General features: G+C 66.6%; 7 protein-coding genes and 5 pseudogenes. 7 read left to right on the forward strand and 5 right to left on the reverse strand.

The genetic code is table 11. The features are described 5' to 3' along the window. Positions 1 to 34: 34 nt before the first annotated feature. Positions 35 to 1384 (forward strand): condensation domain-containing protein, encoded by a 1350-nt coding sequence (locus EHO50_RS08850; protein ID WP_164904794.1) that lies wholly within the window; start codon positions 35 to 37, stop codon positions 1382 to 1384. 121 nt (positions 1385 to 1505) lie between these two features. Here the strand turns inward: EHO50_RS08850 and EHO50_RS08855 are convergent. Beyond that, positions 1506 to 1671: pseudogene (locus EHO50_RS08855) on the reverse strand (transposase family protein); the annotation flags it as partial. 503 nt (positions 1672 to 2174) lie between these two features. On the opposite strand from EHO50_RS08855, the gene EHO50_RS08860 reads away from it, so the two are divergent. The 3 genes and pseudogenes from EHO50_RS08860 (at position 2175) to EHO50_RS45975 (ending at position 6207) form a co-directional block, all read left to right on the forward strand. After that, entirely contained in the window at positions 2175 to 3599 is a 1425-nt protein-coding gene (locus tag EHO50_RS08860) for a condensation domain-containing protein (RefSeq protein ID WP_246101088.1), read from the forward strand. Between the two features lie 218 nt (positions 3600 to 3817). After that, positions 3818 to 5071, forward strand: a complete 1254-nt coding sequence (locus tag EHO50_RS08865; protein WP_128429333.1) for an MFS transporter — start codon at positions 3818 to 3820, stop codon at positions 5069 to 5071. A gap of 73 nt (positions 5072 to 5144) precedes the next feature. Continuing rightward, positions 5145 to 6207, forward strand: a pseudogene (locus EHO50_RS45975) (IS630 family transposase). A 45-nt stretch (positions 6208 to 6252) separates the two neighbouring features. Here EHO50_RS45975 and EHO50_RS08880 read toward each other — a convergent pair. After that, a complete protein-coding gene (locus EHO50_RS08880) occupies positions 6253 to 6939 on the reverse strand; it encodes a hypothetical protein (protein ID WP_246101078.1) in 687 nt (228 codons plus the stop codon). A 362-nt stretch (positions 6940 to 7301) separates the two neighbouring features. On the opposite strand from EHO50_RS08880, the pseudogene EHO50_RS08885 reads away from it, so the two are divergent. After that, positions 7302 to 7850: pseudogene (locus tag EHO50_RS08885) on the forward strand (DnaB-like helicase C-terminal domain-containing protein); the annotation flags it as partial. Between the two features lie 141 nt (positions 7851 to 7991). Here the strand turns inward: EHO50_RS08885 and EHO50_RS08890 are convergent. From EHO50_RS08890 to EHO50_RS08900, 3 genes are all read right to left on the reverse strand, one after another. Continuing rightward, entirely contained in the window at positions 7992 to 9014 is a 1023-nt protein-coding gene (locus tag EHO50_RS08890) for a terpene synthase family protein (protein ID WP_128429337.1), read from the reverse strand. A gap of 85 nt (positions 9015 to 9099) precedes the next feature. Next, a complete protein-coding gene (locus tag EHO50_RS08895; RefSeq protein WP_164904796.1) occupies positions 9100 to 10515 on the reverse strand; it encodes a cytochrome P450 in 1416 nt (471 codons plus the stop codon). A 153-nt stretch (positions 10516 to 10668) separates the two neighbouring features. Beyond that, positions 10669 to 11709 (reverse strand): polyprenyl synthetase family protein, encoded by a 1041-nt coding sequence (locus EHO50_RS08900; RefSeq protein WP_128429339.1) that lies wholly within the window; start codon positions 11707 to 11709, stop codon positions 10669 to 10671. Positions 11710 to 12128: 419 nt separating this feature from the next. Between EHO50_RS08900 and istB the strand changes: the two are divergent. Together istB and EHO50_RS08910 are read left to right on the forward strand one after the other, a co-directional pair. Then, positions 12129 to 12877: pseudogene (istB, locus tag EHO50_RS08905) on the forward strand (IS21-like element helper ATPase IstB); the annotation flags it as partial. 176 nt (positions 12878 to 13053) lie between these two features. After that, positions 13054 to 14100: pseudogene (locus tag EHO50_RS08910) on the forward strand (IS630 family transposase); the annotation flags it as partial. Positions 14101 to 14126: the final 26 nt, after the last annotated feature.

Raw genomic sequence — 14126 nt, forward strand, 5'->3', positions numbered from 1 at the left:
TGAGTACGCGCATAGATACTCCTTGGAGGCGCACATGACGAGAACGCTCAGCTTTGTGTTCGAAGGATTGAACGAGAGGGTTGGTCCCGCCACTTGGGGGCAGCGTCACATCTGGCCGGTCCTGGACCGGCACCCCGGAGACCGGCGTCGCTTCGTCATGCGTCGGGTTTGGGCCGTGCCGACCGGTGCCGACGCTGCGCTGGTAGTAGCGGCGCTGCGCACGTTGGTGTGTCGACACGAGGCCCTGCGCACGATGATCACGCATCAGGACGGCAATCTGGTCCAGCACGTCAGGGCGGAGGGTGGGTTCGAGATCCTCGTGGAGGAGCAGGCCGGCGCCTGGACCGAGCGCGACGTTACGGCGGCCACGGATCTCATCGCGAAAGAAGAGTTCTCGCTCGACAAGGAGTATCCGGTCCGGTTTCTGATTCTGACGTCTCGGGACGCCCCACAATGGGTTGTCGTCGGCGCCTCACACATGGCGGTGGACGGCGACGCGTGCGACATTCTGGAGCGGGAGTTCAGGGATCTGGTCCAACGACCTGGGGGAGATGCCGAGGCTGATGGCGCGGTGACGCAGACCCCCCTGTCACGGGCAGACTCTGAGCAGTCCGATATGGGAAGCAAGTGGAACGATCGTAGTCTGGCCTACTGGCAAAAGGTGCTGGAGGAATTCCCAGATGAACTCTTTCCGCGTCGCGAGCCCGATGAGAATAGCTGGCCGGATCGAGGTGATCGATTTCTCATGCTGGCTGCGCACGCTGTCGGTGCCGGCGAGGAGGCGGATCGAAAGGCGCGGAAGCTACGAACATCGGCGTCCAATGTTTGCATGGCGGCGCTGGTGCGTTCCCTGGCCAGACATTCCGGGCTGGATTCCTTCCCGCTTGGCGTGACGTATTCCAATCGCTACCTGCCGCAGGCGGAGGGGTACGTCGGCACGCTTGCACAGCAAGGGATCATCGGCGTCCCGGACGCACTGGGTAAGACGTTCCCACGCCTCTCCGCCGAACTGTGGACTTCCCTCATGAACGGGCATCGACATGCCTACTATGACCAGTCCGACGTGGACACGCTCATAGCCCGAACCTGCGCTGACGGTCGCTATGTTGGATACGGGCCCGTGGCCCACTTCGTGAACTTCAGGATGGAGCAGAAGCTCGGGAAGATCCACGGAGCGGCAGTGGAGCAGAGCTCTCATGGGATCACTCTGGCCGAGACCGGATCCCTGGATTACAGCCCCTCCCGGTTCGGGGTGTACCTGGGGTCGGATGGTACCGACCTGGCAGTCCGCCTCTTCGTTGACACCGACGCCGTTCCGTTCGATACGGCTAAGAAGCTGGTGAAAGACCTGCTGATCGAGGTGCAATCGAGCGATCTCGGCTGATGTGTCGTCAGGTGGCGAGAGTTCGTGACCTCGGGTGCGGCGGACCGGCGTCCTCATCGCGGAAGACGATGTGCGGCCCGATGTCTAGCGTCGCGCTTTCATGAGGTGGGCTGTCCAGAGGTTGATCAAGCGCGAGGACGGCGGCGGCGATTGACGTCATTCGGTTTCGGGCTGCACCGAGACCTGCGGAAGATCCGCCATGACTTCAGCCGTGCGATGCCACGCTCGACCGGTGCCCGGGCAGCGGACAGCGCACGGTTGACGGTCTGTTGGGTGGGTGTGAGGTCACGGGCCCGCCCTTCAGATGCGGGTGCTCGTCGAGGAGCGCCGTCACCTGGGCCGGGGCGGGGTGATCTTTTCCTTCTCCTCGGTGGTCAGCAGGTCATCTCGCTCACCGACGTTGGCCTCGGCCGGCCTGGTGGATCCAGCCGCGCAGGGCCTTGTGATGCACGCTGAGTTCTTCGGTCATACGGCGGTTGACGGGCTTCGGCTCGGCAGCGCGGGGCACCGAGCGCACGCTCACGCAATTCCAGCGGGTGCTTCCTCGAGGCAGGCATGGTATGGGCCCCGCACATGAGACTCATCTGCCCTCTGTCAACACCTTCCGCATCGCGGGAGGAAGGAGGAGGAAGCTCAGGCAGGCAAGTTGCCGCCACTCTGCCTGGCTCGCCTGGCACCCCCGTGCCCTACTTGGAGAAAGGAGTCTGCACCTCGCGGACATGAGGATTGGGAGCACGCATTCCCTATGGCCAGCAACACTGTGCCAACTGTGGACGGTTGTGCCTTGAGCGTGGGGCAGGAGGCGCTGTGGTTCCTGCAGGCGCTGGCGCCTGACAGCAGCGCGTACAACATCAATCTAGCGCTGAGACTAGATTTCGATGTGGACGTCGCGGCACTTGAATCGGCCGTCCATGCAGTCGTCTCCGGAAACAGCATGCTTAGCTGCTTGTTTCGATCGACCAGAGCGGGTCTCCGGCGACTCCCCAAGGCCGCCGCACCGTATTTGTCGGTTTTTGAGATGTGCCACATCGGGGGCCCGGACGAAGCTGGCGCGCTGCACGCGGCTGCGATCGAGGCTTCCCAGCGTCCCTTCCGGCTGGACTGCGAGGCTCCCGTGCGGGTGTCACTGCTCCGAGCGGAGACTTGCAGTTCACTACTCGTAGTGAGTGCACACCACATCGCGCTGGACAACTCCTCCATTCTCAGCTTGCTCCACGACCTGTTGGCCGCGTACGGGAGCAGAGTCGCTGGTCCGCTTCCGCAGGTCGGCCCGAGACCAGACGATCAGGAACTCGGTGCCACGAAGTCTGAATACGCCAGCCAGACGGTTTCCGGTGAGGCAGACACGGGCGCGCAATATCTCGACTTCGTGCAACGCGAGCAGAAATTCTTGCGCTCGCCGCGCGGCGAGTCTGCGCGACGTTACTGGCAGAGCGTCCTGCAAACCGTGCCCAATGACCCCCTACTGGTCGGTGACCTGACGCGCCCACATGTCTACCGTTTCGAGGGCGACGAGACCGAGACCCTCCTCTCCCATAGCCTGCGTGATCGAATAACTACACTCTGCGGCAAAACTGACACGACCCCATTCGTGCTCATGTTCGCTGTCTTCCAGCTCCTCCTGTACAGCCTTTCCGGGGCGCGCCTCCGACTCGTCGGGTATCCAACCGACGTGCGTCCTGGTGTACGAGACCGGGCGGCGATCGGCTACTACGTCAATACTCTTCCGTTTCCGGCACGAGTTGAGGCCGATGATTCATTCGCTGATCTGCTGCAGCGGACCAAAACCGAACTGTGGTCCGGTCTCGCGCACCGCAAGTACCCGTTTGCCCTGATGCCAAGACTGGTCGAGCAGCCGCGCGAAGCGAACCGGGCTGGACTGATCAACGTGCTCTGCGTGGCGAACGAGGAGGACACGACGGAGTTGGCTCGGCGCGCCCTGCCGCCGGGCCACCACGCTCACGCGTATAACCTGCCGCACGGGCTGGGTCAATTCGACCTCGTTCTGACGGTGTCCCGGCGCGGACCGGAAACTGCCGTCGTCCTCCAGTACAACACCTCGCTGTTTACCGCCGGCGCAGCTGAAACCCTCACTGAGGCCTACCTCGGTCTGCTGACGGCGGCGACGGAGGATACGCTGCCGGGCCGGCTGGGCGACCTCGCATCGAGCCTGACCTTGCGAAGCAACCCCGATTCCTCACCATCCAGCCGTTAGCCCAAGGCATCCGGCCGCTGTAGCCGCTCGAGGAGTTGATGAGTTGTGACGAACTTGTACGCCACGGCCAAACCGGCGACTGGTAGCGCACGGACTGAGAGGGATGGCCATTTCGCTCGGCTCATTGAAACCGAGTGGCTTCTGCCCGCCGGCATCACCGGAGTGCTCAGCTCCGCGATCTGTCACGCGTTTTCGGCCCCGGACCGTGGGGAAGCGTCGTGACCGCCCCCGTCACGCCGGGAACCCCCGAACGGCAGTCGCTGTGGCGCAACCGCGAGTTCATCGCCCTGTGGGGCGGTCAGGTTGTCTCGACCCTGGGCGCGCGGATCAGTGGGACGGCGATGCCGCTCCTGGTTCTCGCGACCACCGGATCGCCCTCTGACGCCGGAATCGTCGGCGCCGCCGGAACGCTGCCCTTTCTTGTCGCTCACCTGCCTGCCGGGTCGCTGGTGGATCGGTGGAACCGCCGTCGGATCCTTCTGATCAGCGAGCTCACCGCGGGTCTGGCCCTGTCGACCATCCCGATCGCCATGTGGTTGGGCATGATCACGATCGCACATCTGGTTGTGGTCGCCTTCGTGCAAGGGCTGTGTTTTGTCTTCTTTGGGCTGGCCGAGCGCGCAGCCCTTCCCGTGATCATTCCGACCACGCTTTTGCCGACCGCGGTGGCCCATAACGAAGCCAGGAGCCGCGGTGCAGCTCTGGCCGGTCCGCCCCTGGGCGGCCTACTCTTCGGCATCGGCCGTGCCGTGCCGTTTGTGGTTGACGCGCTCTCCTACCTGATTGCTTCTATCGGGCTGCTGTTCATCCGAAGCAGCTTGCAGAATCAGACGACGACAAAAGCGGAATCACTGTGGCAAGCCACCACTGCGGGCCTGCGCTGGATCTGGAGACATCCCCTCATCCGCGCCGCGATCTTGCTGATCGCCGTCAGCAACCTAGTGTTTCAGGCCCTCATATTGATCATCGTCGTGCTCGCCCAACACGACGGCGCTACACCCACCACCATCGGCATCATGCTCGGCATCTACAGCGGTGGGGGTTTGATCGGAGCTCTAGCGGCGGCCAGATTGCATCGCCACTTCACTCCCAAGGCCGTCATCATCGGGGTCAATTGGATATGGGCTGCACTACTGCCCCTATTCGCGCTTGCGTCCAGCCCGCTGCTGATCGGCGTCATCGGTGCTGCCACTGCCTTCGTCGGACCGCTGTGGAACGTCGTGATCATCACTTACATAACCGTCCTGGTTCCCAACGAGTTGCTGGGGCGCGTCAACAGCGCGGCCATGACCCTGTCCTGGGGGGCTATGCCTCTGGCCTCCCTCGGTGCCGGCTACCTGCTCACCTCCCTCGGACCAAACGGCTCCGTATTCGTGCTGTCCACGGTGGTGCTAATCACCGCGATCGTCGCCTCCGTGAGCCCAGTGGTCCGGAATGCTCCCCCTCTCCCCGCACACGACGAGACGGCCTAACAGCGGCTACTGACCTTCAAAGCGTGGTGTCGTAGGGGCTGACGTCTCGTGATCCCTGCGGTATGCCGCCCGCATGAGGTATGCGCAAGGGGGCGGGCTGACCGACGAACGGCGCGCCTTCCGCGAGAAGTTGCGGTTGCAGGCGGCCGAGCGGTTCAGGCAGGGGAGAACAACACGGTCATCGCTCACGACCTGCGGGTCAGTGTCCGGTCGGTACAGCGTTGGCGCAAGGCTTGGTCGCAGGACGGGCCGAGAGCCCTGGCCTCAAAGGGCCCGGCATCGCTGCCGCTGCTCAGCGACGCACTGTTCGCCGTGCTGGAGCGTGAGCTGGCCAAGGGGCCGGCGGCACATGGGTGGCCGGACCAGACCTGGACCCTGTCACGGATCAAGACGCTGATCGGGCGCCGCTTCCACAAGAGCTACACCGTGCAAGGGGTGGCCGCCCTGCTCAAGCGGCACGGCTGGAGCTGCCAGGTCCCCGCCCGGCGGGCGATCGAGCGGGACGAGAACGTGGTGGCCGGCTGGATGAAGGAGACCTGGCCCCAGGTGGAAGGACCGTGGCGGCGCTCGACGCCTGGCTCGTCTTCGAGGACGAAGCCGGATTCTCGATGACGCCGCCTACCACTCGCACCTGGTCCCGCCGCGGCCACACCCCTGTGGTTCGCGTCCGGGGCCGCTCCCGCCGGCGCTTATCGGTGGCCGCCCTGGCCTGCTACAAGACCGGCGAATCCTCACGGCTGATCTACCGGCCCTGCCCGGACGTCAGGCCCGATGGGCGCAAAAGCTTCTCCTGGAAGGACTTCCGCGACCTGATCCAGACCGCGCACCAGCAGCTTGGCAGCCCGAACGTGCTGGTCTGGGACAACCTCAACACCCACCTCACCGCCGGCATGCACCGCTACATCGCCGACCGCGACTGGCTCACGGTCTTCCAACTGCCGCCTTACGCTCCCGACCTCAACCCGGTCGAGGGCATCTGGTCCGTCCTACGACGCACCACCGTGGCCAATCGCGCCTTCGCCGACCCCGATGACTTGATCACTGCCGTCCGACGCGGCCTACGCCAGCTCCAGTACCGCCACGATGTCCTCGACGGCTGCCTCACCGGCACCGGACTCCGATGCCAGCCACCATGACGACATCACGCACTCAACGCGGTAGTCGGAGAGCCCTTTCGGTATTCAGATGTGCTGCATCCAGACATTGGGCTCTACGTAGGTGCCCCGATCAGCGGAGCGGTCGAGCCGTAGCAAGCTCAGCCCTTCAGGGATGACGTAGTCACCCGTTTCGGGGAAAACCATGCCGGTCCACCCCTCCCACTCAGCGACCGTGCCGGTCATGGTTTGCGACTCGGGAGCCGCTGCGAGAATGCGGGCGCCCAGACGCTGGTGCGTCCGGATCCATGGATCGAGGGCCATACCGTCCTCACGGGTCCACCTCATGAAGGCCTCGATGGACGTCAGTGGGTAGCGGGCTTTCAAGGTCGGGCGGACCGGTGCAATGATGCGCGGCCATCCTGCATCCTCGGCGAGCTGGCGCAGTGCTTTGAGTGTCTCCCCGGCCAAGCCGCGTCCTTTGAGTGACGGGGTGACGATTGCTCCGCAGATCACCAGCGTGTCGGGTTCGACGCCTCGTTCTCGGCCCTCCACGGCGCGGATCGTGGCCTGGGTGTAGCCAGTGGGGAGTGTCTCCGTTCGCCCATCCCACCGGATCGGTATACCCCAGCCGGCCGCGACAGGCATGCCGTGGTCGTCCACCAGCGTGAGATTGAGGTCGGCGAACCACTCCCTGATCCTGCCGATGTACTGCTTGGCCAGCCGATCGGCTGTGATGAACTCCGGGAAGCCCTCGCTGAAGAGCTCCTGCATCTGCTCATCAGGCCATGTGCGTGCGTCTGTTCGCTCAACAGTCAAGGTCACCGGCCCGTTTATAGCGCACCGACCACAGACGGAGCGACAGAGTTCTTATGGCTTGGGCTGGAGCAGGCCGTCAGGATCACGCCCTGTCGGCCCTCACGACACCACGCTTTGAAGGTCAGTAAACGCGAAGGGGTGACTGTACTCCTCGGCGCCTCCTAGATCGCGTCGCCGGGCTCGGTAGCGTGCCGTGACTTGTGTGAGCAGCGCGGACAGCGTGGCGGCCGCGGCCCGTACGGCGGTGTTCCGCACGAAACGCGCCGGTCAGGCGGATGTCGGCGCCGATGGTGCCGGGCTGGTCGGGTCGCTGCACCATGCGCTCCGGCACCATGATCGACGAGGACTGGACCCGCCTCGCCCGGCGGATGCCCGAGGTCAGCGCCGCTCCGATCTACATCCAGGACGGCGCCTACTCCAACGTCCACGACCTGCGCGCCCACTGCCGCTACCTGCAGGCCCGGGCAGGCGTACAGCTCATCGTCGTCGATGCCGTTCACCTGCTCACCTACGGCACCAGGCCGCTCGGTTCCCGCTACGAGGAGATCTCCGACATCGCCCGCTGCCTGAAACTCCTGGCCAAGGAGCTCCGTCTGCCGATCGTCGCCATCTCCACCCTCAACCGCAGTCCCGAGCAGCGCATCGACAAGAAGCCGATGATCAACGACCTTCGGGACTCCGGCGCCCTCGAGGACAACGCCGACGTTGTGATCCTCCTGCACCGCGAGGACGCCTACGAGAAGGACTCGCCCCGGGCCGGCGAGGCCGACTTCATCGTCGCCAAGCATCGCCACGGGCCCACCGCGACCATCACGGTCGCCTTCCAGGGCCACTACTCCCGCTTCGTCGACATGACCCAGACATAGCCCTGACCTGTGGGATCTCAGATTCCGTGGCCGAACCTCACGACCGAAGACCACCCGGTGGCCGATCGGCCACAAATCTGAGACAGGCTGGTCAGTCGGTTCGCTGTTCCGAGTCCTTCTCGCCGTATTGGCTGGGCCGCTTCATCGTGCGTGTGGATCCAGGAGGTCTTCGACGTGCTCGGTGCCGGCGCCGAGGAAGCGGTCGGTGCCTTTGCTGTGCCAGTGGTTGGAACCTGCGATCCAGTCCCGGACACCGGCCACGTACCACCGGAGCGCTTCCTGCGTCGGTGCGTCCAGGGCCAGGTCGTCGACCAGGCCGGACAGGTGGTGCTCGGCGGCCAGGAGATCCTTGATCCGGTCGTCGATGAGAGCGTGGGCCGCACCGAGCGCCTGTTCGCGTGAGAGCTGTCCCTGGTGCTGCAGGACCAGGACGATGTTGGACATGATCCCGCAGGCGACCTCTTTGTCCACCGAGCGCAGGTCGTTGGTCCAGGAGACGATGTCGGTTGCGGTGGCGACGAACTCCCTGAAGCTGGCCGATGTGTGGACGTCCGCCGGGACTTCGCTGTCCGGACGGCAGATCTCGATGAGGTCAAAGCAGGGGATGACGCCGCCGGCTTCCCGGCGCAGTGCGGCGTATTCGAAGAGGCGGGGCGCGGTCTTGCGGTCGCGCAGGTCGATCTCGCGCGCGGCTGCCGCCATGGCCTCCATGAAGTGCCGGGCAAAGCGCTTCTTCCAGGCCGGTGAGCCCAGTTGGTCCAGGCGGTGTGAGATGTCATCGAGGGCTCGGATCAGTGGCGCGTCGGCCATGGGCCCTGCGACGGCGGCCGCAGGAGAAGGTTCCAGGACTCCTCGTACAGCTTGAGTGACCTCTCTCCATGACTGTGTGGTGCCGTAGTTGCCTACTTCGAGCTGGTCATCGGCGATGAACAGCCACCCGAGCCAGTCCGCTGCCAGCTGGGCCTCGACCAGCCCCACAGCGGGGTAGGCGTAGGCGCCGAACTCGCCGAACCTGCTGCATGCCAGGGTGCGGACCGCGGCCTCACTGCGGGCCAGGCCGAACTGGTGGGCCCACCGGCGCGTGTGCGTCTCGATCGCCTCTGCCATGGGGTGCTTGCGGACAGGGAACGGAAGGGTGATCACAGGAATCGGGTCGTTTCCCATGCGATGTCGCTCCTTGAGGTCGCGCTGATCACGGGAGACGGGACGGATACCAGCAGGGGAAGGGGAGGGTGCGGCCGGAGGGTCGTCAAGACGCGGGGGCACGGTCTTCCCCAGGGCTGGTGGGGTGCGGGTGGCGGGGCAGGACGCTCATGCGCAGCTCGGGCGGGCGGATGAGCGGGCCGGTCGGGCGGGGTATGGCGGGGGTACTGGTGTGGGGCCGCAGGGTCCATTGGGCGGCGAGGGTGGCCAGGACGGTGGTGGCCTGTGCGGCGGCGAAGGAGTCGCCGATGCATTTGCGCGGGCCGGCACCGAAGGGGATGTAGGCGCCGCGGGGCAGGGTGCGGGCGCGGTCGGTCAGCCAGCGGTCGGGGTCGAAGCGGTCCGGGTCGGGGAAGTGGCGCGGGTCGTGGTGGAGCAGGTAGGGGCTGTAGATGATCTCGGTGCCGGCCGGCAAGCGGGCGGGGCCGAGTGTGACCGGGCGCAGGGCGCGGCGCATGAGCAGCCAGGGCGGGTACAGGCGCAGGACCTCGTTGACGATCCGGGTGGTGTGGGGCAGGTGCGGGAGGTCGGTGAAGGTGACGGGGCGTCCTTCCAGGACGGTGTCGACCTCCTCGTGCAGGCGCTGTTCGACCGTCGGGTGGGTGGCGGTGAGGTGGAGGGCCCAGGTGAGGGCGGCCTGGCTGGTCTCGGTTCCGGCGATGATCAAAGTGAGCACCTCGTCGCGCAGTTGCTGGGCGCTCATCGCACGGCCGTGCTCGTCGCGGGCCTGCAGGAGGAGGGAGAGGACGTCCTCCGGGCCGTCAGGTCCGTCAGCTCCGTCGGGGCGGTTGGGGGTGCTGCTGTGGCTGCTGACGGCCTGGTCGGTGAGGGCGAGCAGGCGGGCGACGGCATCGGTGAAGCGGCGGTTGGCGGGCAGGGGCAGGCGCAGCAGCCAGGCGGGGAGCAGGGCGCGCAGGCCGGCTCCGCTGACGAAGACCGGCAGGGTCTGGTGGACCTCGGTGAAGGCCGCGCTGCCGGGCGGGGCGGAGAAGAGGGTGCGGGCGATGACGCTGAGGGTGAGGTCGGTCATGGCCCGGTCGATGGCCACGGTCTGGCCCGGCTGCCAGGCGGCCATGGTTTCCTCGGCTGCGGCGCGCATGGTGGCGGTGTACTGGGCGATCCGGGCCCGGTGGAAGGCCGGTTGGATCATCGGCCGCTGGATACGGTGCAGTTGCGGTTGAGCGGTGAGCAGGCCCTGGCCGACCAGTGGCCGCGACCGCTCGAACAGACGGCCCTTGTCGAAGTTCTGCCCGCCGTCGTGCAGGACCTGGCGGACCACGTCGGGGGCGGTGAGCACGTAGGCGGGAAGTGGGCCGAGATAGACACGGACCACGTCTCCCAGAGCGGTGAGGGAGGCAAGGAACTCCAGCGGACGCCGGTACAGCTGGACGGTGTGCCCCAGGCCGGGCAGACGCCCGGGTGCGGTGGGCACTGCCGGGCCGGTCTGGTCGCGGACACTCAAGGTGGAGCCTCCTACTTCGTGTGTAGACGGGGACAGGAGGGGCGGGTGCGGGTGCTGCCGCGCGGGCGGTCCTCTCGGTGCGGGGTGGCGGAGGGCGGGCTGTGGATGGGAGCCGCTCGGAGCCAGGGCACGCTGGCAGGATTCGGCTGCAGTTCACGCGGTTCTGCTGCACAGGGACCGGGTGAGCGCGCCCAAAGTGGCGGCGGCGGCCGGGTCGATGAGCGGGTGCTCCAAGGCGTCCAGGGCTTGGCGGCACCGGTCGGCGATCATGTCCTCGACCGCGGCACGGGCCCCGCATGCCTCAAGAGCCGACCGCAACGCGGCGATCCGGCCCGTCCCCCGCTCCCGGTCACACAACAGGGAGCGGATTCCGTAGCGGCCGTTGTCGGCGCGCAGGGCCAGGGCGACCAGCACGGTGTGTTTGGCATCCCGCAGATCCTCGGCGGCCGGCTTGCCGGTGACGACCGGGTCGCCGAACACCCCGAGCAGGTCGTCGCGCAGCTGGAACGCCTCGCCGGCCGGCAGGGCGAAAGAGCTCAGCGCCGCCGGGAGCCCAGGGCCTGCCTCGGCGAGCTCGGCGCCCAGGTGCAGGGGGCGCTCCACGCTGTACTTGGCGGTCTTGAAACGGGCGATCTTCAGCGCGTGCGCGACATCCTCGGTCGGCTCACCGGTGGCGAGCAGGTCCAGGTACTGGCCGTACATCAGCTCCGTGCGCATCACATCCAGCACCGGGAACACCCCGGCCAACTGCGCAGCGGTCAACCCGGCCGTGCGCACGAGCTGCTCGGACCAGACCAGCGCCACATCACCGACGAGGACGGCCGCGCTGGTACCCAGCCGGTCCGCATCCGCGTGTCCGGCGTGCCGGGCGGCCAGCACCCGGTGCGCCGTCGGCCGGCCTCGACGGGTACTGCTGCCGTCCATGACGTCGTCGTGGATCAGGGCGAAAGTGTGGAACATCTCCAGCGCCGCACCTACCCGCACCACCGGCGCGGGCACCGATGTACGGCCCTCGCACGCCCATCCCAGTGCGCACAGCGCCGGCCGGATGCGCTTGCCGCCCGCGAACAGCAGCCCGCGCAGCACCTCAGCGGCTTCGACGGGATACCCGCACTGAGCAGCCTCCTCAGCGCGGCGGTCCAGGAACTCCGCCAGCACCGCCTCGACCCGCCCCCGCAGAGCGTCCATGTCCATGCAGCCCGCTCCGACCGCCCCCGCAACCACCGCAGCCGACCTCCCCGATGCCGCCAGGACACAGCGATGACCTTCCGCAGCACCAGCCCGGACAACCACAGACCCACACGGCTTCGGAGGCACACGGAGCACTGGAGACCCTGCGGCGGGAGCCCTCGCGCCCCCTACACCAAGATCTAAGGAGACGGGACAACCCCGGAGCCGTTTCCCTGAGGATCTGGACACGGTCGTGAGACTGAGCGGCTGGAAACGGCGTGAGACACCGCGAAAAGCCACAGGTCACAGCGGCGTCGTGGGACGCGAACTGCGAGACCCTACACCTCTGCTGCCCGTTCGAACCCGATGTCCGACACTCCCGTATACCGATCGCCGCTGGCCGAACTCGCCCAGAAGTTCTGCGCCGCTTTTTCGGACTCAGCCTGACCGTGATGGACGCCGCCCTGCGGGAGTCACTGAAGGCCCTGCGACTGTCCGGCATGCTGGCCCTCGACGCCCGCCTGGCTCAGGCCCACGGCGGCGAGCTCGGGCACCTCGACTTTCTCCAGGTCCTCTGCCAGGACGAGATCACCCGCCGCGAGACCGTCGCCTTCCAACGCCGCCTGCAGCGGGCCAAGTTCGAGCCGCAGGTCACCCTCGAGGAGTTCGACTTCACCGCCTCCTCGAAACTGCCCGCCGCGCAGATTCGGGACCTGGGAGCCCTGCGCTGGCTCCACGCAGGCGAGTCGGTCATCCTCTTCGGCCCGGTCGGCGTCGGCAAAACCCATATCGCCCAGGCCCTCGGCCACCTCGCCATCCGCCAGGGCGCCCACGTCCGCTTCGCCAAGACCAGCCGCATCCTCGCCGACCTCGCCGGCGGCCACGCGGACCGCACCTGGAGAAACGGATCCGCGAACTCGTCCGCCCCGACGTCCTCATCCTCGACGACTTTGCCATGCGCCAACTGCCCGCGGCCCAGGCCGACGACCTCTACGAGCTCGTCTCCGAGCGACAGGGCCGTTCCTTGATCATCACTAGCAACCGGGCACCCAGCGACTGGTATCCCCTTTTCCCCAACCCCGTCGTTGCCGAATCGCTCCTGGACCGGCTGATCAACACCAGCCACCAGGTCATCATGAACGGCCCCAGCTACCGACCGAACAAGCGACCCAAGAACCCTGCCGAAGAACCGACCGACTACTTCATAGGGCAGCCAGCTCACAGGATCGTCTTCATCGGCGTCTGGGCCGCTGAGGCCCCAGGCGCTGGTCACCAGCACCGGATCGCCGACGCTAGTGCTGTGACCGGGAACGTTTGCCGGGTTGCTCGTTGTGCTGGTTGGACGTGGACTTCAACCAGGGGGCGGGAATGGCACTACCGGTCAGGGTTCGCAGGCTGACTGAGCGGGAGGGGCAGAGGCTTCAGCAGATCGTGCGACGGGGCAGCACGAGCTCAGTGCAGTTCAGGCGGGCGATGATGCTGCTGGCCTCGGCTGGCGGCAGCACCGTCCCGGTCATCGCCCGCCTGGTGCAGGCAAACGAAGACACTGTGAGGGACGTGATCCACCGCTTCAATGAGATCGGGCTCGCATGCCTCAACCCTCAGTGGGCGGGAGGCCGTCCCCGCCTGCTCAACTGTGACGACGAGGACTTCGTCATCCAGACGGCCATCACCCGCCCCACCGCCCTCGGCAAGCCCTTCACGCGCTGGTCGATCCGCAAACTTGTCGATCACCTGCGCCGGAACGTCTCCCGGCCGATCACGATCGGCCGGGAGACACTGCGCTGCTTACTGGCCCGCCACGGGGTCTCCTTTCAACGCACGAAGACGTGGAAGGAGTCCCCGGACTCGGACTTCGACGCCAAGCTGGCCCGGATCGAGTACGCCATCAACGAGCGACCGGACCGTACCTTCGCCTTTGACGAGTTCGGCCCACTCGGCATCCGGCCGACCGCCGGCTCCTGCTGGGCCGAACGAGGCAAGCCGGAGCGGCTGCCGGCGACCTATCGCCGCACCCACGGCATCACCTACTTCCACGGCTGCCACTCGGTCGGCGACGACAAGCTGTGGGGGATCAACCGGCGTCGTAAGGGCATCGACCACACCTGGGCCGCCCTGCGGTCCATCCGCGCCGCCCGTCCGGACGGCGCCCCGATCTACGTGATCCTCGACAACCTTTCCGCCCACCTGAACTGGCGAATCCGCAGGTGGGCAGACCGGAACAAGGTCGAGCTGTGCTTCACCCCAACCTACGCGTCCTGGGCCAACCCCATCGAGGCTCACTTCGGACCGCTGCGACAGTTCACGCTGGCCAACTCCAACCATGCGAACCACATCGTGCAGACCCGGGCCCTGCACGCCTACCTGCGCTGGCGCAACCAGAGCCGACGCCACCCCGACGTCCTCGCGAACCAGTGACGTGAACGCGCCCGCATCCGAAG

The organism is Streptomyces cyaneus (assembly GCF_004028635.1).
Lineage (GTDB): Bacteria > Actinomycetota > Actinomycetes > Streptomycetales > Streptomycetaceae > Streptomyces > Streptomyces cyaneus.